We start from the raw sequence: 18,700 nt of genomic DNA, 5'->3' as shown, positions 1-18,700 counted from the left end.
GGGCTCCCTTACTGGGCGTCGGGGCAGTGGTTCAGGGGGTTAGGGTGACCACCGTAAAGCACTCGCGGGAGCCCGGACGTACCGGGCTGAGAGGGAGGCTGGGACGGCCTCCGACCGTACGAACCTGATCCGGGTCATGCCGGCGAAGGGAGGGGCTGGACGCCCATGTCGCGTACTTCAGAAGGCTCCGACGTCCTGGTCGTGGGCGGCGGGATCATCGGTCTCGTCACCGCGTGGCGGGCCGCGCAGCGCGGGCTGCGCACCGCTGTCGTGGACCCCGAACCGGGCGGCGGGGCCGCTCAGGTGGCGGCCGGGATGCTGGCCGCCGTCACCGAACTGCACTACGGAGAGGCCGAACAGACCCTCCTCGGCCTCAACGTGGAGTCCGCGCGCCGCTATCCGGCGTTCGCGGCCGAGCTCTCCGAGGCCACCGGGCTCGACCTCGGCTACCGCGCGTGCGGCACGCTCGCCGTCGCGCTCGACTCGGACGACCGAGCGCACCTTCGGGAACTGCACGCCCTGCAGCGCAAGTCGGGCCTGGACTCGGAGTGGCTGTCGGGCCGTGAGTGCCGGCGCCTCGAACCGATGCTGGCCCCGTCCGTGCGGGGCGGCCTGCGTGTCGACGGTGACCACCAGATCGACCCGAGACGCCTCGCGAAGGCCCTTGTCGCGGCCTGCGAGCTGGCCGGGGTGCGCTTCCACCGGCAGTGGGCCGAGCGGCTGACGGTCGTCCGCGAGGGTGCGCGCGGCGTGGTCCTCGCCGACGGCACCGGGCTCGAAGCGGACCAGGTCGTCCTCGCCGGCGGCAGTCTCAGCGGCAGGCTCGCCGGGGTCCCTGACGACGTGCTGCCGCCGGTGCGCCCGGTGAAGGGGCAGGTGCTGCGCCTGACCGTGCCGAAGGTGTACGCGCCGTTCCTGAGCCGCACCGTGCGCGCCGTCGTGCGCGGCGGCAACCTCTACCTGGTGCCCCGGGTCAACGGCGAGCTCGTCGTCGGGGCCACCAGCGAGGAGCTCGGCTGGGACACGACGGTCACCGCCGGCGGTGTGTACGAGCTGCTGCGCGACGCCCACGAGCTGGTGCCGGGCATCACCGAGCTGCCGCTCACGGAGACCCGCGCGGGCCTGCGCCCCTGCTCCCCCGACAACGCCCCGATCCTCGGCCCTAGCGCACTGCCGGGCCTGCTGCTCGCCACCGGCCACTACCGCAACGGCGTGCTGCTCACGCCGGTCACCGGCGACTCCATGGCCCACGTGCTCGCCACCGGCGAGCTCCCCGAAGTGGCCCGCCCCTTCACCCCGCGGCGCTTCGCCGCCGTCCCCGCACCCGTCTCCGTGGAGCAGTCCGTATGACCGTGTCCGTCACCCACGTATCCGTGAACGGCGAGGGCCGCCAGGTCGCCCCGGGCACCACGCTCGACGCCCTCGTCTCCGCACTGACCAGCGCGCCGTCCGGTGTCGCCGCCGCACTCAACGAAACCGTCGTCCCGCGCACCCAGTGGGCCGTCACCGCACTCACGGACGGGGACCGCGTCGAGGTCCTCACCGCGGTCCAGGGAGGCTGAACCCATGGCTGACGACTCCTTGGTCATCGGCGGTACGTCCTTCTCGTCCCGGCTGATCATGGGCACGGGCGGGGCGCCCAGCCTCGACGTCCTGGAACGCTCCCTCGTCGCGTCCGGCACGGAGCTGACGACCGTCGCGATGCGGCGCGTGGACGCGAGCGTGCAGGGCTCCGTGCTCTCCGTGCTGGAGAAGCTGGGGATCCAGGTGCTGCCGAACACGGCGGGCTGTTTCACCGCCGGTGAGGCCGTCCTGACCGCCCGCCTCGCGCGCGAGGCGCTCGGCACCGACCTGGTCAAGCTGGAGGTCATCGCGGACGAGCGCACCCTGCTGCCCGACCCGATCGAGCTCCTGGACGCGGCGGAGATCCTCGTCGACGACGGCTTCACCGTGCTGCCGTACACGAACGACGACCCGGTGCTCGCGCGGAAGCTGGAGGACGTGGGCTGCGCGGCGGTCATGCCGCTCGGCTCCCCCATCGGCTCCGGGCTCGGCATCCGCAACCCGCACAACTTCCAGCTGATCACCGAGCACGCGCGCGTGCCGGTGATCCTGGACGCGGGCGCCGGGACGGCGTCGGACGCGGCGCTCGCGATGGAACTGGGGTGCGCCGGTGTGATGCTCGCCTCGGCGGTCACCCGCGCGCAGGAGCCGACCCTGATGGCGGAGGGCATGCGGCACGCGGTCGAGGCGGGGCGGCTGGCGTTCCGGGCGGGCCGGATTCCCCGCAGGCACTTCGCCGAGGCCTCGTCGCCCGTGTCCGGGATGGCCAGGCTCGACCCGGAGCGGCCCGCGTTCTGAGGGCCGTACGGCACGGTTACAGCTCTGCTGCAGTACGGCCGCTCGCGCACGACTGCGGAGCCGGGTGTCGGCGGCGGCTCGTACACTCACCTGCGTGGACACGACCCTTCAGGACCCTCTCGTCGGGCAGGTGCTCGACGGCCGGTACCGCGTCGACGCACGCATCGCGGTCGGCGGGATGGCCACGGTCTACAGGGCCGTGGACACCCGCCTAGACCGTGTGCTCGCGCTCAAGGTGATGCACCCGGCCCTCGCCGCCGACGTCTCGTTCGTCGAGCGCTTCATCCGCGAGGCCAAGTCCGTCGCCCGGCTCTCCCACCCGAATGTCGTCGGGGTCTTCGACCAGGGCGCGGACGGCCAGTACGTCTATCTGGCGATGGAGTACGTCGCGGGCTGCACCCTGCGGGACGTCCTGAGGGACCGCGGGGCGCTGCGGCCGCGCGCCGCGCTCGACATCCTGGAGCCGGTCCTCGCCGCGCTCGGCGCCGCGCACCGCGCGGGATTCGTGCACCGCGACATGAAGCCGGAGAACGTCCTCATAGGGGACGACGGCCGCGTGAAGGTGGCGGACTTCGGCCTCGTACGGGCGGTGGACACCGTTACGAACACGACGGGCTCCGTCCTCGGCACCGTCTCCTACCTCGCCCCCGAGCAGATCGAGTCCGGCACCGCGGACCCCCGCGTCGACGTGTACGCGTGCGGGGTGGTGCTCTACGAGATACTCACGGGCGCCAAGCCGCACTCCGGCGACTCCCCCGCGCAGGTCCTCTACCAGCACCTGAACGAGGACGTGCCGCCCCCGTCCGCGTCCGTTCCCGGCCTGCCCGCGGAGCTGGACGCGCTCGTCGCCTCGGCGACCGCGCGCACGCCCGACCTCAGGCCGTACGACGCGGTGGCGCTGCTCGCCCAGGTGAGGGCGGCCAGGGCCGTCCTCACGGACGCGCAGCTCGACGCGGTGCCGCCGGCCGCACGGCCCGAGGACCTCGGGGACCGTGACATCTCCGACGACCGTACGAGCGTGATCCCTCGTGCGCTGCGGACCAGGGGCGTACAGCTCCCGCTGCCCGCCGACGACCAGAACCCGCAGGCGGAGCTCAACCGAACAAGCCGCTTCGAGACGCCGCCCCCGCCGCCCGCCCCTTCCCGGAGGCGTCGTCCGCGGCGCGGTGTGCTCGCGGCCGTCGCCGCCGTACTGCTCGCCCTCGGCCTCGGCGCGGGCGTCTGGTACATCAACTCGGGCCAGTTCACGAAGGTCCCTCCGCTGCTCGCCAAGACGCAGACGCAGGCCAGGGAGCGTCTGGACCAGGCCGGTCTCGACCTCGGGCACGTCAGGCGCTCTTACAGCGACACCGTGAAGCGCGGCACCGTGATCGCCAGCGACCCCGAGGCGGGCACCCGCATCCGGGACCACGGGGCGGTGGATCTGACGTTGTCCCTGGGACCGGAGACCGTGAAGGTCCCCGACCTCCGGGGCACGCCGCTCCGCAAGGCCGAGAGCCGGCTGAAGAGCGCGGGCCTGGAGCCCGGCATGGTCACCAAGGAGTTCGACGAGGACGTCCCCAAGGGGGCAGTGATCGCCACGGACCCGGAGTCCGGCACCACGCGCAAGGCCGGCTCGGCCATCGCGCTCGTGGTCAGCAGGGGCAGGGTGGTGGACGTCCCGGACGTGACGGGCGAGTCCGAGGAGGACGCCATCGCCGACCTGCAGGACGTGGGCCTGAAGGCCGAGATCTCCACGGAGCGGAAGTACTCGGACGAGGACAAGGGCAGTGTCGCGGAGCAGTCCCCCGTCGAGGGCAAGCGGCTCGGCGAGGGGGACACGGTCACCCTGACGATCTCCAAGGGCCCGGTCATGGTCGAGGTCCCCGACGTCGTGGGCATGAGCGTCGACGACGCACACCAGAAGCTCGAGGCCCGCGGCTTCGACGTCGAGGACGACCGCGGTCTGCTCGGCATTTTCGGCGACACCGTGAAGAAGCAGTCCACGGAGGGCGGTGACAAGGCCCCGAAGGGGTCGACGATCACCATCCAGATCCGCTGACGGGACGGCCACGCGCGCGTGCCACCCTTGACGGGTGAGCAGCACCGACACCGCATCCCGTAACCCGGTCGGCGGCCATGTCCCCGTCGCCGGCGGCCTGGCCTCCGTAGGGCTTTCGTACGCGCGCGAGCTCGGCGCCGAGACCGTCCAGGTCTTCGTCGCCAACCCGCGCGGCTGGGCGACGCCGCCCGGCAATCCGAAACAGGACGAGGCGTTCCGCGCGGCCTGCGCCGCCGAGGACATCCCGGCGTACGTCCACGCGCCCTACCTGATCAACTTCGGCTCGCACACCGAGGCGACCGTGGAGAAGTCCGTGGAGTCGCTGCGGCACTCGCTGCGCCGGGCCCGGGAGATAGGCGCGCTCGGCGTCGTCGTGCACACGGGTTCGGCGACCGGCGGCCGTGCGCGGGAGGTGGCGCTCGCGCAGGTGCGTGAGCGGATGCTGCCGCTCCTCGACGAGCTGACCCATGACGACGACCCGTACCTCCTCCTGGAGTCGACGGCGGGCCAGGGCTCTTCGCTGTGCTCGCGGACCTGGGACTTCGGGCCGTACTTCGACGCGCTGGACGCGCATCCGAAGCTGGGTGTCTGTCTGGACACGTGCCACATCTTCGCGGCGGGCCACGACCTGACGGGCCCCGCCGGCATGAACCAGACCCTGGACCTGCTGGTGGACACCGTGGGCGAGGGCCGCCTCAAGCTGATCCACGCCAACGACTCCAAGGACGTCGCCGGGGCGCACAAGGACCGCCACGAGAACATCGGCTCCGGCCACATCGGCGCCGAGCCGTTCCGCGCGCTGATGGCCCACCCGGCGACCGAGAACGTGCCGCTGATCATCGAGACCCCCGGCGGCAAGGCGGGCCACGCGACGGACGTGGCCCGTCTGAAGGAGCTGCGGAAGGGCTAGGAGATCGCTTGAGGAATACCCCCAGGGGGTATACGGTTCTTGTCAGCGACAGGAACCGCTCTCTGACGTTGGGGGAACTCATGCAGCACGAGACGCACGCCGGACACGAGCAGCACGACCAGCACGCAGACCACGAGCAGCACGAACACGCCGGTCACACCCGCACCGATCACGCCCACGCCGGGCACGGCCTCGGCAAGGTCAGCTGGTCCATGGCCGCGCAGGCGACCCTCCACTGCCTCGCGGGATGCGCCATCGGCGAGGTCCTCGGCATGGTGATCGGCACGGCGCTCGGCTGGGGCAACACGCCGACGATGATCCTGGCGATCGTGCTCGCGTTCTTCTTCGGCTACTCGCTCACGCTGCGCAGCGTCCTGAAGGCCGGCGTCGACTTCAGGACCGCGTTCCGGGTCGCGCTCGCCGCGGACACCCTGTCCATCGCCGTCATGGAGCTGATCGACAACGGCGTGATCGCGCTGTGGCCGAACGCGATGGACGCCCATCTGTCGGACGGCCTGTTCTGGGGCGCGCTTGCGGTCTCACTGGCCATCGCCTTCGTGGTGACCACGCCGGTCAACAAGTGGATGATCGGCCGCGGCAAGGGCCACGCGGTGGTGCACCGGTACCACCACTGACGGACCGTACGAAAGCGCCAGGACTCAGAGCTCGGGGCCGTCCCCGGGCTCTTCCTGGTACGAGTAGCGCTGCTCCCGCCAGGGGTCGCCGACGTTGTGATAGCCGCGCTCCTCCCAGAAGCCGCGGCGGTCGGCCGTCATGTACTCGACGCCGCGGACCCACTTCGGGCCCTTCCAGGCGTACAGATGGGGCACCACGAGGCGAAGCGGGAAGCCGTGTTCCGCGGTGAGGAGTTCGCCGTCCTTGTGGGTGGCGAAGATCGTGCGGTCGGCAGCGAAGTCCTCGAGGCGGAGATTCGCGCTGAACCCGTACTCGGCCCAGACCATCACATGGGTGACGGCGGGCGCGGGCGGCGCCAGCTCGAGAATCGTCGCGGCCGGCACGCCGCCCCACTCCGCGCCGAGCATGCTGAACTTGGTGACGCAGTGCAGATCGGCCACGACCGTGCCGTACGGCAGGGCGGAGAACTCCTCGTGGGTCCAGCAGCGCTTGTCCCCGTCGGCGGTGGCGCCGAAGACCCTGAACTCCCAGCGTTCGGGGCGGAACTTGGGAACCGGGCCGTAGTGGGTGACCGGCCAGCCCCGCTGGAGACGCTGTCCCGGTGGAAGCTCCGACTGCACTGCTCCCCCAGACTCGCGACCCACCGGCTGACCCATGCCTCCATCCTGACAGACCCCGGGCAGTGGCCGTGACCAGCGAGAGCCCCGCCACCTCCGAAAAGGGCAACTCCTACTAAGCGTGCACTTACTGGACGGTTTTCGGTGCCGGTGCGAGGATGCGCGAAATCTGCCGAGTCCATCACGTGGAAGGAGCCTCTGCGATGCAGGGCGACCCCGAGGTCATCGAATTCCTCAACGAGCAGCTCACGGGCGAGCTGACGGCCATCAACCAGTACTGGCTCCACTACCGGATCCAGGACAACAACGGTTGGACCAAGCTCGCGAAGTACACCCGCGCAGAGTCCATCGACGAGATGAAGCACGCGGACCGGCTGACGGAGCGGATTCTCTTCCTCGATGCCCTGCCGAACTACCAGCGGCTCTTCCACGTACGGGTCGGGCAGACCGTCACGGAGATGTTCCAGGCCGACCGTCAGGTCGAGGTCGAGGCGATCGACCGCCTCAAGCGCGGCATCGACGTCATGCGGGCCAAGGGCGATGTGACGTCGGCGCGGATCTTCGAGGACATCCTGGAGGACGAAGAGCACCACATCGACTACCTCGACACGCAGCTGGAGCTGATCGAGAGTCTCGGTGAGGCGCTGTATCTGGCCCAGCAGATCGAGCAGCCGGACAGCTAGCCGGACAGCTAGAGCGGCCACGCTCGGCCGGGCGGAGCCTCAGGCGGCGTCAGGAAGGTCCACGAGGGCGTTCGGGTCGGCCGTCAGGGCGGGCCTTCCCTGCTCGACCAGCTCGCGGCGCGGGCAGCTCCCACGGCCGAGCAGCGCCTGGATGCGGCGTACGCACGAGCCGCAGTCCGTGCCGGCCTTGCAGGCCGACGCTATCTGGCGGGGGGTGCACGCACCGCTGTCCGCCTGCTTCTTGACCTGGTCCTCGGTCACACCGAAGCAGCTGCAGACGTACACGCGGTTCACCTCCCAACGATCAGGACCGGTTCCTTGCTCCCGCCCCAATGAACGGTGAGGCTAACCTAACCTTACCCGCCGGGTCCGGAGCACAAAAGTGCCGTGGGGCGCGGATCGATGTGATCCGCGCCCCACGGCGATGTGCTGCAAGATCACTGGTCGCGGTACATCTCCGCCACCAGGAACGCCAGGTCGAGGGACTGGCTGCGGTTCAGGCGCGGGTCGCAGGCCGTCTCGTAGCGCTGGTGCAGATCGTCGACGAAGATCTCGTCGCCGCCGCCCACGCACTCGGTGACGTCGTCACCGGTGAGCTCGACGTGGATGCCGCCCGGGTGGGTGCCGAGGCCCTTGTGGACCTCGAAGAAGCCCTTGACCTCGTCGAGCACGTCGTCGAAGCGGCGGGTCTTGTGGCCCGAGGCCGCCTCGTACGTGTTGCCGTGCATCGGGTCGGTGATCCACGCGACGGTCGCGCCGGAGGCGGTGACCTTCTCGACCAGCTCCGGGAGCTTGTCGCGGACCTTGTCGGCGCCCATGCGGACGATGAAGGTCAGGCGGCCGGGCTCGCGGTCCGGGTCGAGGCGCTCGATGTACTGCAGCGCGTCCTCGGCCGTCGTCGTCGGGCCGAGCTTGATGCCGATCGGGTTGCGGATCTTCGAGGCGAACTCGATGTGCGCGCCGTCGAGCTGACGGGTGCGCTCACCGATCCACACCATGTGGCCCGACACGTCGTACAGGTTGCCCGTACGCGAGTCCACGCGGGTCAGCGCCGACTCGTAGTCGAGGAGCAGCGCCTCGTGGGAGGCGTAGAACTCGACCGTCTGGAACTCGGCCGGGTCGGTGCCGCAGGCACGCATGAAGTTCAGCGCGTTGTCGATCTCGCGCGCCAGCTGCTCGTAGCGCTGGCCGGACGGGGACGACTTCACGAAGTCCTGGTTCCAGGCGTGCACCTGGCGCAGGTCGGCGTAGCCGCCGGTGGTGAAGGCGCGCACCAGGTTGAGCGTGGAGGCGGACGCGTTGTACATCCGCTTCAGGCGCTCGGGGTCCGGGATGCGGGCCTTCTCGTTGAAGGCGAAGCCGTTGACCGAGTCGCCGCGGTACGTCGGCAGGGTCACGCCGTCACGGGTCTCGGTGCCCTTGGAGCGCGGCTTGGAGTACTGCCCCGCGATACGGCCCACCTTCACGACGGGCACGGAGGCCGCGTACGTGAGGACGGCACCCATCTGGAGCAGCGTCTTGAGCTTGTTGCGGATGTGGTCGGCCGACACGGCGTCGAAGGCCTCGGCGCAGTCGCCGCCCTGGAGGAGGAACGCCTCTCCCTTGGCGACGGAAGCCAGTCGGGCGCGCAGCTGGTCGCACTCGCCCGCGAAGACGAGCGGCGGATACGACTCGAGCTCCGCGATCACATCGCGCAGAGCCTCGGCATCGGGGTACTCGGGCTGCTGCGCCGCGGGCAGGTCTCGCCAGGTGTTGCCAGCGCTTGCGCTGGTCTTAGCGTTCACGGTCACGTCCTCAACATTACGGGGTCAGGTGGCCTGTCCAGCCGACCGCTCACCCTTTGAGACGCGTCGTCCACAGATGAGCTGCCCATCGGGTAGGGTGCCGCTCATGTTCGCGCACACGACCCGTAACTGGTGGTGGACCGCTCACCCAGCGGCCCACTGACTGCGCGTACAGCGAAGCGAAGGCCGCCCGAGGGCGGCCTTCAGTGTTTTCCGGGACCTGGCCGTTCCTCTCCGCAACCGGAGTCCGGAAGAGGAATCACACGCCATGGATCTGTCCGAGCTGCTGCACGACGACCGTCCCTTCGCCCTGTTGCGCCGCCGCGCACCCGGCCACGACCACGACATCGTGGAACTCCTGGTCGGCCCCGTGAACACCTACGAGCGACTCGCCGACATCCCGGAGGGCCTCGCCCTCGTGCCGTTCCGGCAGATCAGGGAGCGCGGCTTCGACGTCCACGACGACGGCACCCCGCTCGTGGTGCTCACCCCCGACCAGACGTACGAGCTGCCGCTGGCGGACGTCCTCGCGCAGCTGCCGGCCCATGACGTCCGCGTGTCGGACGGAGGCTTCGACGTGGACGACGCGGCGTACGCGGACATCGTGGAGCGGGTCCTGCGCGAGGAGATCGGGCAGGGCGAGGGCGCGAACTTCGTGATCCGGCGGACGTACGAAGGCGCGATCCGCGGGTTCGGCCGGGCGGACGCGCTCTCGCTGTTCCGGCGGCTGCTCGCCGGGGAGCGGGGCGCCTACTGGACGTTCGTCGTGCATACGGGCGCGCGGACGCTGGTCGGGGCGAGCCCTGAGGTGCATGTGCGGATGAGCGGCGGCACGGTCGTGATGAACCCGATCAGCGGAACGTACCGCTACCCGGCCGAGGGCCCGACGCCCGAGCACCTGCTGGATTTCCTCGCCGACGGCAAGGAGATCGAGGAGCTGTCGATGGTCGTCGACGAGGAGCTCAAGATGATGTGCACGGTCGGCGACATGGGCGGGGTCGTGATCGGCCCGCGCCTGAAGGAGATGGCCCATCTCGCTCACACGGAGTACGAGTTGAGGGGCCGGTCCTCGCTGGACGTGCGCGAGGTGCTGAAGGAGACCATGTTCGCGGCGACCGTCACGGGGTCGCCTGTGCAGAACGCCTGCCGGGTGATCGAGCGGCACGAAGTGGGTGGGCGCGGCTATTACGCGGGGGCGCTCGCGCTGGTCGGACGGGACGCGGGCGGGGCGCAGACCCTGGACTCCCCGATCCTGATCCGTACGGCCGACATCGACGCGGACGGGAAGCTGCGGGTGCCGGTCGGGGCGACCCTGGTGCGCGGCTCCGACCCGGCGAGCGAGGTCCAGGAGACGCACGCGAAGGCGGCCGGGGTGCTGGCCGCGCTGGGGGTACGGCCCGGGCGGCCACGCGGCGAGGGCGTGCGGCCCGCGCTCGCCGACGACCCGCGGGTGCAGTCGGCGCTCGACGGACGGCGGGCCGCGCTGGCGCCGTTCTGGCTGCGGATGCAGGAGAAAGCCGCGGCCCTGGAGGGGCACGCGCTCGTGGTGGACGCCGAGGACACGTTCACGGCGATGCTGGCGCATCTGCTGCGGTCGTCGGGCCTCACGGTCTCCGTGCGGCGCTACGACGAGCCGGGGCTGCGGGACGCCGTGCTCGCCCACGAGGGCCCTGTCGTCCTGGGCCCCGGGCCCGGCAACCCCTCCGACGAGACGGATCCGAAGATGCGTTTCCTGCGCGCGCTGACCGCCGAGGTGCTGCGTGATCACCGGCACGGCGTGCTCGGCGTGTGCCTCGGCCATGAGCTGATCGCGGCCGAGCTGGGGCTTGAGATCGTCCGCAAGGAGGTGCCGTACCAGGGCGCGCAGACGGACGTCGATCTGTTCGGGCGGGCCGAGACCGTCGGGTTCTACAACAGCTTCGTGGCGCGCTGCGACGACGACGCGGCGATGGAGCTGGCCGCGCACGGCGTCGAGGTGAGCCGGGACGCGGCGAGCGGCGAGGTGCACGCGCTGCGCGGGCCGGGTCGTGCCGGAGGCGCGCCAAAGAATGCAGTGGCGGGGGTCCAGTTCCACCCGGAGTCGGTGCTGTCGCTGCGCGGGGCGGACGTCGTGCGGGAGCTGCTGGGTCAGCTCCTGGGTGCGGAGGGCACGAGGACGTTCTCGGAGCGCCGGCCCGCCTGATAGTCGAGGACGTTGGCCACCGTGGTCTCGATGATCTGGCTCACCGCGTCCAGGGTGTAGTACGCCTGGTGGGACGTGACCAGGACGTTCGGGAAGGTGACGAGGCGGGCCAGGGTGTCGTCCTCGACGACGTCGAGCGACTTGTCGAGGAAGAAGAGCCCGGCCTCGGCCTCGTACACGTCGAGGCCGACGCCCGTGAAGCGGCCCTCGCGCAGCTCGGAGACGAGCGCCTTGGTGTCGATGAGGCCGCCGCGGCTGGAGTTCACCAGGATCGCGTCGTCCTTCATGGTGCGCAGGGCGGCGCTGCCGACGAGGTGCTCCGTGGCGGGGAGCAGGGGTACGTGCAGGCTGATCAGGTCGGCGTCGGTGAAGAGGCGCTCCTTGTCGACGTATTTCATGCCGAGTTCGACGCAGGCCGGGTTCTCGGTGATGTCCCAGCCGAGGAGCTTCATGCCGAAGCCGTGGGCGATCCGGGTGAACGCCTCGCCGATCTTGCCGGTGCCGAGGACGCCCACGGTGCGGCCGCGCAGGTCGCGGCCCATCAGCCCGTCGAGCCTGAAGTCGAAGTCGCGGGTGCGGTTGGAGGCACGGACGATGCGGCGGTTGACGGCCATCGCGAGGGTCCAGGCGAACTCGGCCACGGAGTACGGCGAGTAGTACGAGACGCGGGCGACGGTCAGGCCGAGGCGCTCGGCGACCTCGAGGTCGATGTTGTTGAAGCCCGTGGAGCGCTGGGCGATCAGATGCGTGCCGCCGGCGGCGAGGGTCTGCAGGACGCGGTTGTTCAGGGTGGCGTTGACGCTGGTGGAGATGATCTCGTAGCCGGCCGCGATGGGGGCCGTGTCCTCGTTGAGGAAGACATCCAGGCAGCGGACCTCGTGATGGCCCGCGAACGCCTTCTCCATGAGGGGCTTCTCGTCGGACTGCACGCCGAATGCGAGGATCTCCACGACTGCACCCGTTTCTTCCGTATCGCGTCGTGTGTGCCGGTTACGGCGAATATACGGGCCGGGCAACCCCGTGACACCCGGGAGTGGGAGGGTCTCGCCCCGCCCCACCCCCGGCGTCGCCCCGGCCTCGCGCCTCAGCCGAAGAAGACCCCGACCTCCTCGTACAGCGCGGGATCGACCGTCTTCAGCCGGGCGGTCGCCTCGGCGATCGGCACCCGGACGATGTCCGTGCCGCGCAGCGCGACCATCTTCCCGAAGTCGCGGTCGCGCACGGCCTCGATGGCGTGCAGCCCGAAGCGGGTGGCGAGCCAGCGGTCGAAGGCACTGGGGGTGCCGCCGCGCTGGATGTGGCCGAGGACCGTGGTTCTGGCCTCCTTGCCCGTGCGCCGCTCGACCTCCTTGGCCAGCCATTCGCCGACTCCGGAGAGACGGACGTGCCCGAAGGAGTCGAGCGTCCCGTCCTTGAGGACCATCTGCCCGTCCTTGGGCATGGCGCCCTCGGCGACGACGACGATCGGGGCGTACGAGGCCTTGAAACGAGAGGTGACCCAGGCGCAGACCTGGTCGACGTCGAAGCGCTGCTCAGGGATGAGGATGACGTTGGCCCCGCCCGCGAGTCCCGAGTGGAGCGCGATCCAGCCCGCGTGGCGGCCCATGACCTCGCAGACCAGGACCCGCATATGGGACTCGGCGGTGGTGTGCAGCCGGTCGATGGCCTCGGTCGCGATGCCGACGGCCGTGTCGAAGCCGAAGGTGTAGTCGGTGGCGGACAGGTCGTTGTCGATGGTCTTCGGTACGCCGACGACGGGCACGCCGTACTCGTCGGTGAGGCGGGCGGCGACGCCGAGGGTGTCCTCGCCGCCGATCGCGATGAGCGCCCCGACCTCCTCCTTGGCGAGGGTCTCCTTGATGCGGCGGATGCCGTTCTCGACCTTGAGGGGGTTGGTGCGCGAGGAGCCGAGGATGGTGCCGCCGCGGGGCAGGATGCCGCGCACGGCCGGGATGTCGAGTTGTACGGTGTCGCCTTCCAGCGGCCCGCGCCAGCCGTCCCGGAAGCCGACGAAGTCATAGCCGTACTCCTGCACGCCCTTGCGGACGATGCCACGGATGACGGCGTTGAGCCCGGGGCAGTCGCCGCCTCCGGTCAGTACTCCGACCCGCATGGAAATGTCCCTTCGCCACAGCACTGTGAGCTGACACGGGTCACGCTAATAGTGATCCACGTCACTTCGGCAGCACGCGAAGGGTGAATTCCGTTCAAGAGTGTGGGAGTTGACCTTTGTGTGGTGATCCTTCAGGAGGCTCGGAGCGGTTACGCGTCGTCGAGGCCGCGCTCGATGGCGTACCGGACGAGCTCCACGCGATTGTGCAGCTGAAGCTTGCCCAGGGTGTTCTGCACGTGGTTCTGCACGGTGCGGTGCGAGATGACGAGCCGTTCGGCGATCTGCTTGTAGCTCAGGCCCTTGGCGACCAGGCGCAGGACCTCGGTCTCGCGCTCGGTGAGCTGCGGGGCCTTGGGCTCGCCGGCGCCCGCGGCGGACGCGGGTTCGGAGGCCAGGCGCCGGTACTCGCCGAGGACGAGGCCCGCGAGCCCCGGGGTGAAGACGGGGTCGCCGGCGGCCGTGCGGCGCACCGCGTCGGTCAGCTCCTCGGTCGACGCCGACTTGAGCAGGTAACCGGTGGCGCCGGACTTCACCGCCTCCAGGACGTCGGCGTGCTCCCCGCTCGCCGACAGGACCAGGACGCGCAGGGCGGGGTCGGCGCCGACGAGTTCCTTGCAGACCTGCACGCCGGGCTTCTTCGGCAGGTTCAGGTCCAGTACGAGGACGTCGGGCGCGGCGGCGCCGGCCCGACGCACCGCCTGCTCGCCGTCGCCCGCGGTGGCCACCACGTCGAAACCCGCCTCGGCGAGGTCCCTCGCGACGGCGTCGCGCCACATCGGGTGGTCGTCGACCACCATGACCCTGATCGCGCCTGCGGCGGCGCCCTCCCGCTGCTGCTCGGTCATCTTCCCGATCCCGCCTTCCCCCGTGAAACCTTCGGAACTCTCAGTTCGACCTCGGTGCCCTGTCCCGGCACCGAGATCAGCTCGGCCGTGCCGCCGATGTCCCGCAGCCGGCCGCGGATGGACTGGGCGACACCGAGCCGCCCCTCCCCCTCGGCCTGCGCGAGACGCCCTTCCGGGATGCCGGGTCCGTCGTCCCGCACCGTCACGATCACGGCGTCGGGCTCGTCCTCGACGAGGATCCAGGACCGGGCGTCCGCCCCCGCGTGCCTGCGCACATTGTCCAGGGCGGCACTGACAGCCGCCGCCAGTTCCTTCGCCGCGACCGGCGGCAGGAACACCGGGGCGCCCGGCTCGGCGAAGCTCACCCGCGCCCCGGCGTGCGGCGCGAGCAGTGACCTCAGATCGCGGGGCGCCGACGCGCCGGGCAGGTCGTCCGGCTCTTCCACGGCCCGCACGAGCGCACCCTGCGAGGCGTCCTCGCAGGCACGCGAGGCGGGCACGAGACCACCGGCGACCAGGGTGCGCAGGGCGACCTCCTGCTCGCCGGCCATCCTGCCGAGCTCGGCGGCCTCGCCGCCCAGCGCGGTGCCGCGGCGCTGCACCATGGCGAGGACCTGGAGCACGCCGTCGTGGATGTCGCGGGCGAGCCGCTCCCGCTCACGGGTGGCCGCCTCGATCTCCAGGGCCCGGGCGAGGGTGCGCTCGGAGGCGCGGGCCACCTCGACGACGTAGCCGATGGCGATCGACGCGATGCACACGAGCAGGACGTTGTGGAGGGTGTCGCGGCTGAAGGCGCCGCGCTGCACCACGTTCGCGACGCCGACGAGCAGCGAGGCGAACGCGGCCCACCGCCAGCCGCCCTTGACCGCGTACGCGAGGACCGCGCCGGCCGTCCAGATCGACGGCAGGGTCGGGCCGCCGGCCACGATCCGGCTGTGCTCGACGGCGACCGGCGTGAGCAGGATGCCGGCGAGCGCGACGATCAGGTCGGCGGTGAGGAAGCGCTTGGTGCAGCTCGCGGCGTTCGCGACACGCGGCAGCGTGGCAAGGGTCCACACGACCAGGACCACGAAGTAGCCGATCGCCACCCAGGGGCGATCGAACCTGTCCTGCGCCGTGACGAACAGGCCGATCGCGTACAGCATCGTCAGCAGCCGGTACGCCGTCAGCGCGCGCCACAGCGGCTGCTCGACGGACATCCTCGTCACGCGTTCGCGCCTGGCCACGCACCCACCCCCCGAACTGCGGCTCCCGGAACGTCCGCTCCCAGAACGACGACGCGGCTAGGAGGCCGGCCGTTCCACGCCGCCGCCCTTGTTCTCCTTGGCTTCCTTCTCGGCCAGGGCTTCCCTCTCCGCCCTGGCTTCCTTCTCCGCCTTGGCCTCGGCCTTCGCCGCGTCCGCGATCTGCCGCTTGGCGGCGGTCGCGTACATGTCGACGTACTCCTGGCCGGAGAGCTTCATGATTTCGTACATGACCTCGTCGGTCAGGGCCCGCAGCACGAACCGGTCGTGCTCCATGCCCTGGTAGCGGCCGAAGTCGAGGGGCTTGCCGATGCGGATGCCGGGGCGCATCAGCTTGGGCAGGACCTTGCCGGGGGGCTGGATCTTCTCGGTGTCGATCATCGCGACCGGGAGGACGGGCGCGCCGGTGGCGAGCGCCACGCGCGCGAGGCCGCCGGGCTTGCCGCGGTACAGACGGCCGTCGGGCGAGCGGGTGCCCTCCGGGTAGATGCCGAAGAGCTCGCCGCGCTCCAGGACCTCTATGCCGCTCTTGATGGCGGCCTCGCCCGCACCGCGCGAACCGGAGCGGTCCACGGGGAGCTGGCCGACGCCCTTGAAGAACGCCGCCGTGAGCTTGCCCTTCACACCCGGCGTCGTGAAGTACTCGGCCTTCGCGATGAAGGTGACCTTGCGGTCGAGCACCGCCGGCAGGAAGAAGGAGTCCGAGAAGGACAGGTGGTTGCTGGCCAGGATGGCGGGACCCTCGGCGGGAATGTTCTCGAGGCCCTCCACCCAGGGCCTGAAGCCGAGCTTCAGCGGCCCTCCGATGGCCACCTTCATTGCGCCGTAGATCAACCCACTGCCTTCCTTCGTCCGTGGATGAGACCTTAACCCGCGCCGCAGCTCCGAGGCCCGACGACCCTGGTCGGTGTCAGCACGGTCGCGTACGGTGAAGTAAGCCCCGCAGTCCTGGGCGATCCCCCTCTCATGAACAGGAGACCGAAGGTGCCGGTCATTCCTGGAGCCGAGCCGTACCGCCACGAGGGCGGAGAGGTCGGCGTCCTCCTCTGTCACGGTTTCACCGGTTCCCCGCAGTCGCTGCGCCCCTGGGCGGAGTACCTCGCCGAGCGCGGGCTCACCGTGTCGCTCCCCCTGCTGCCCGGTCACGGCACGCGCTGGGAGGACATGCAGGTCACCGGCTGGCAGGACTGGTACGCGGAGGTGGACCGCGCCCTGCGCGAGCTGCTGGACCGGTGCTCCCAGGTCTTCGTCTTCGGTCTGTCGATGGGCGCCGCCCTCGCGCTGCGGCTCGCGGCGAAGCACGGGGACGAGGTGGCGGGCCTGGTCCTGGTGAACCCGGGGAACAAGGTGCACGGCCTCGCCGCGCACGCCCTCCCGGTGGCCCGGCATCTCGTGCGCTCGACGAAGGGGATCGCCAGCGACATCGCGAAGGAGGGCTCGTCGGAGATCGGGTACGACCGGGTGCCGCTGCACGCCGCGCACTCCCTGCGGAACTTCTTCCGTATCGTCGACCGTGAACTGCCGCAGGTGACACAGCCGTTGGTGGTCCTGCACAGCACCCAGGACCATGTGGTGCCGCCCGTCGACTCGGCCCGCGTCCTCAGCCGGATCTCGTCCACGGACGTCGAGGAGATCCTGCTGGAACAGAGCTACCACGTCGCGACGTTGGACCATGATGCGGACCGGATCTTCGACGAGAGCTATGCGTTCATCGGCCGGCTCGCCCCCAGTGTCGGTAAGGAAGGGACGGCCACCGGTGGCTGAGCAGGACCGACGTGAGCCCGCCGGCGACGAGAGCCGCGAGCCGGAGGACGCGTCCGCCGAGCCGGCGGCGTCGGGCACGGCGCTGCCCGGCGGCCCGGCGCAGCTCGGCAAGGAGCAGCAGCCCGGCGCGGACGCGGCCGCAGCCTCCGGGGACGCCGGCGAGCCCGTGGACGAGGACGCCGCCTGGGCCGCCATCGTCGCCGGGTACGGCGAGGAGCCGCCGGATCCGCCGGGCGCCAGGCCGTTCAAGTCGATCGAGGACCTGGCCCTGCCCGAATTCGACGGGGACGGCTCCGAGACGAACAGCTCGGGGACGAAGAGCTCGGAGCCCGGCGCGGGCAAGGCCGACAAGCCGGCGACGCCGCTCGGCTCCTCGGTCTCCTTCGCACCCGGCGTCGGCGGCGGCCCCCGCGACCACCGGCCGGCCGAGCCGTCGGACAGCGACGCGGACGACGAGGGCCACTTCGTGCCCCCGGAGCCCCCGCCGCTGCCCGAGGCGGACGTCACCGCCAAGTTCGCCTGGCTCGCCGTGATCGGCGGCCCGGTCCTGATGCTGCTGGCCGTGCTGCTCGGCTGGCAGATGACGTGGTGGCTCACGACGGTCTGCGTCGGCGGCTTCCTCGGCGGCTTCGGCACGCTCGTGATGCGGATGCAGGGCGACGATGACGACGACGATCCGGGGCGCGGCGCGGTCGTCTGACCCGCGTCACCCCCGCGCGGCGGGAACCCTGAGGGCGGCCAGGACCGGCAGATGGTCCGTGGCCGCCCTCAGGTCGTCCTCGCTCACCCCCGGCATGCCCACCGGGACCCCGCAGCCGAGGACCTCGACGCCCCGTGTCGCGAGGATGGCGTCGATGCGCTGGCGCGGGTCGGCCGGTGTCGAGGTGTACTCGCCGAGCCACGGCTTCGTGGCCCAGGCGTCCTGGAGAGCCTCGGCGAGGCGCCGGAACGTGCGGCCGCCGGGGCGTTCGTTGAGGTCACCGCCGGCGACGGCGTGCTCGACGCCGAGCGCCGCGAGCCGGTCGAGGAGCATCCCGCCCTGCGCGTACCGCTCGTCCTTCTGCAGGCTCAGATGGCAGCTCAGTACGCCGATCCTGGCGTCGCCGAAGCGGACGACGGCGGTCGCGAAGCCGCGCCGGTGCAGTCCGGGGGTGAGGGGCAGCAGGACGTCCTCGGTGCGCTCGACGGTGGCGCGCAGGGAGCAGAGCAGCGCCGGGCCCGCCGCGCTCGCGCCGCCCGAGAGGATCACCAGGTCCGAGGCGGCCGCGAGCCGGGCGAGCTTCTTGCGCCAGCGGAAGAAGCGGGGCGCCTCCTGGATCAGGACCAGGTCGGGGGCGCAGGCCGCGATGACGCGGGCGAGCGCGGCGGTGTCGTCACGCATCGAGCGGATGTTGTAGCTGAGCACCCGGACGACGGCCGAACCGTCGGGTTCGGTGCGGGAGTTGGGGAGTGATCCGGTGACCATGACGATCAAGATACGACGAACGCCCGCCGTTTCTCCGGGGAAACGGCGGGCGCTC

Annotated in this window: 20 protein-coding genes and 1 riboswitch; of the genes, 11 read left to right on the top strand and 9 right to left on the bottom strand. The window is 71.0% G+C overall.

Annotated features, from left to right (window positions below; all coding sequences use genetic code 11):
* Positions 1-54 precede the first annotated feature (54 nt).
* Positions 55-168, top strand: a riboswitch (TPP riboswitch).
* From thiO to OHO83_RS31810, 6 genes are all read left to right on the top strand, one after another.
* The gene (thiO, locus tag OHO83_RS31835) at positions 166-1,350 is read left to right on the top strand and encodes a glycine oxidase ThiO (RefSeq protein ID WP_330280085.1); all 1,185 of its coding nucleotides are present in this window, start codon (positions 166-168) and stop codon (positions 1,348-1,350) included. Its footprint overlaps the riboswitch before it by 3 nt.
* Positions 1,347-1,562 carry a sulfur carrier protein ThiS gene (gene thiS, locus OHO83_RS31830; RefSeq protein ID WP_227294254.1) on the top strand — a complete coding sequence of 72 codons (216 nt, stop codon included), beginning with the start codon at positions 1,347-1,349 and terminating at the stop codon, positions 1,560-1,562. The genes thiO and thiS overlap by 4 nt, the downstream gene beginning before the upstream one ends.
* Positions 1,563-1,566: 4 nt before the next feature.
* On the top strand, positions 1,567-2,361 hold the full coding sequence (locus tag OHO83_RS31825; protein ID WP_116502554.1) for a thiazole synthase: 795 nt from the start codon (positions 1,567-1,569) through the stop codon (positions 2,359-2,361).
* 94 nt (positions 2,362-2,455) lie between these two features.
* On the top strand, positions 2,456-4,402 hold the full coding sequence (gene pknB, locus OHO83_RS31820) for a Stk1 family PASTA domain-containing Ser/Thr kinase (protein ID WP_266669674.1): 1,947 nt from the start codon (positions 2,456-2,458) through the stop codon (positions 4,400-4,402).
* Between the two features lie 34 nt (positions 4,403-4,436).
* The gene (locus tag OHO83_RS31815; RefSeq protein WP_329435567.1) at positions 4,437-5,312 is read left to right on the top strand and encodes a deoxyribonuclease IV; all 876 of its coding nucleotides are present in this window, start codon (positions 4,437-4,439) and stop codon (positions 5,310-5,312) included.
* Between the two features lie 80 nt (positions 5,313-5,392).
* On the top strand, positions 5,393-5,947 hold the full coding sequence (locus tag OHO83_RS31810) for a DUF4396 domain-containing protein (protein WP_330280084.1): 555 nt from the start codon (positions 5,393-5,395) through the stop codon (positions 5,945-5,947).
* A 24-nt stretch (positions 5,948-5,971) separates the two neighbouring features.
* Here OHO83_RS31810 and OHO83_RS31805 read toward each other — a convergent pair whose 3' ends face one another.
* Positions 5,972-6,604 carry a sulfite oxidase-like oxidoreductase gene (locus OHO83_RS31805; protein ID WP_266669680.1) on the bottom strand — a complete coding sequence of 211 codons (633 nt, stop codon included), beginning with the start codon at positions 6,602-6,604 and terminating at the stop codon, positions 5,972-5,974.
* Between the two features lie 164 nt (positions 6,605-6,768).
* On the opposite strand from OHO83_RS31805, the gene bfr reads away from it, so the two are divergent.
* Complete coding sequence (bfr, locus tag OHO83_RS31800; RefSeq protein WP_116502549.1) at positions 6,769-7,248, top strand: bacterioferritin; 480 nt, start codon at positions 6,769-6,771, stop codon at positions 7,246-7,248.
* Between the two features lie 39 nt (positions 7,249-7,287).
* Here the strand turns inward: bfr and OHO83_RS31795 are convergent, their stop codons facing one another.
* Together OHO83_RS31795 and OHO83_RS31790 are read right to left on the bottom strand one after the other, a co-directional pair.
* Complete coding sequence (locus OHO83_RS31795) at positions 7,288-7,542, bottom strand: (2Fe-2S)-binding protein (RefSeq protein WP_266669682.1); 255 nt, start codon at positions 7,540-7,542, stop codon at positions 7,288-7,290.
* Positions 7,543-7,685: 143 nt separating this feature from the next.
* The gene (locus OHO83_RS31790) at positions 7,686-9,038 is read right to left on the bottom strand and encodes a class II 3-deoxy-7-phosphoheptulonate synthase (RefSeq protein WP_266669684.1); all 1,353 of its coding nucleotides are present in this window, start codon (positions 9,036-9,038) and stop codon (positions 7,686-7,688) included.
* A 70-nt stretch (positions 9,039-9,108) separates the two neighbouring features.
* On the opposite strand from OHO83_RS31790, the gene OHO83_RS47055 reads away from it, so the two are divergent.
* Positions 9,109-9,195, top strand: coding sequence for a trp operon leader peptide (locus OHO83_RS47055; protein ID WP_366123194.1), 87 nt, complete (start codon positions 9,109-9,111; stop codon positions 9,193-9,195).
* Positions 9,196-9,300: 105 nt separating this feature from the next.
* Positions 9,301-11,214 carry an anthranilate synthase family protein gene (locus OHO83_RS31785; RefSeq protein WP_330280083.1) on the top strand — a complete coding sequence of 638 codons (1,914 nt, stop codon included), beginning with the start codon at positions 9,301-9,303 and terminating at the stop codon, positions 11,212-11,214.
* Here OHO83_RS31785 and OHO83_RS31780 read toward each other — a convergent pair.
* The 5 genes from OHO83_RS31780 to OHO83_RS31760 all read right to left on the bottom strand — a co-directional run bounded on the left by OHO83_RS31780 (position 11,160) and on the right by OHO83_RS31760 (position 16,235).
* Positions 11,160-12,164: a 2-hydroxyacid dehydrogenase gene (locus OHO83_RS31780; protein ID WP_266669688.1), complete on the bottom strand. Its 1,005-nt coding sequence runs from the start codon at positions 12,162-12,164 to the stop codon at positions 11,160-11,162. The genes OHO83_RS31785 and OHO83_RS31780 overlap by 55 nt on opposite strands.
* A gap of 134 nt (positions 12,165-12,298) precedes the next feature.
* The gene (locus OHO83_RS31775) at positions 12,299-13,327 is read right to left on the bottom strand and encodes a 6-phosphofructokinase (RefSeq protein WP_266669690.1); all 1,029 of its coding nucleotides are present in this window, start codon (positions 13,325-13,327) and stop codon (positions 12,299-12,301) included.
* Between the two features lie 149 nt (positions 13,328-13,476).
* Positions 13,477-14,172 carry a response regulator gene (locus OHO83_RS31770; RefSeq protein ID WP_266669692.1) on the bottom strand — a complete coding sequence of 232 codons (696 nt, stop codon included), beginning with the start codon at positions 14,170-14,172 and terminating at the stop codon, positions 13,477-13,479.
* Positions 14,169-15,398, bottom strand: a complete 1,230-nt coding sequence (gene macS, locus OHO83_RS31765) for a MacS family sensor histidine kinase (protein ID WP_368411450.1) — start codon at positions 15,396-15,398, stop codon at positions 14,169-14,171. The genes OHO83_RS31770 and macS overlap by 4 nt, the downstream gene beginning before the upstream one ends.
* Positions 15,399-15,455: 57 nt before the next feature.
* Positions 15,456-16,235, bottom strand: coding sequence for a lysophospholipid acyltransferase family protein (locus tag OHO83_RS31760; RefSeq protein WP_266676285.1), 780 nt, complete (start codon positions 16,233-16,235; stop codon positions 15,456-15,458).
* A gap of 165 nt (positions 16,236-16,400) precedes the next feature.
* On the opposite strand from OHO83_RS31760, the gene OHO83_RS31755 reads away from it, so the two are divergent.
* Both OHO83_RS31755 and OHO83_RS31750 read left to right on the top strand, forming a co-directional pair.
* Complete coding sequence (locus OHO83_RS31755; protein ID WP_227294266.1) at positions 16,401-17,180, top strand: alpha/beta hydrolase; 780 nt, start codon at positions 16,401-16,403, stop codon at positions 17,178-17,180.
* A complete protein-coding gene (locus tag OHO83_RS31750) occupies positions 17,173-17,880 on the top strand; it encodes a hypothetical protein (RefSeq protein WP_330280082.1) in 708 nt (235 codons plus the stop codon). The genes OHO83_RS31755 and OHO83_RS31750 overlap by 8 nt, the downstream gene beginning before the upstream one ends.
* A gap of 6 nt (positions 17,881-17,886) precedes the next feature.
* Here the strand turns inward: OHO83_RS31750 and OHO83_RS31745 are convergent, their stop codons facing one another.
* Complete coding sequence (locus tag OHO83_RS31745) at positions 17,887-18,645, bottom strand: endonuclease/exonuclease/phosphatase family protein (RefSeq protein ID WP_266669696.1); 759 nt, start codon at positions 18,643-18,645, stop codon at positions 17,887-17,889.
* Positions 18,646-18,700: the final 55 nt, after the last annotated feature.

Source organism: Streptomyces sp. NBC_00569 (genome assembly GCF_036345255.1).
Lineage (GTDB): Bacteria > Actinomycetota > Actinomycetes > Streptomycetales > Streptomycetaceae > Streptomyces.
The sequence above is the reverse complement of the archived record's forward strand: the minus strand, read 5'-3'. Positions and strand labels throughout refer to the sequence as shown.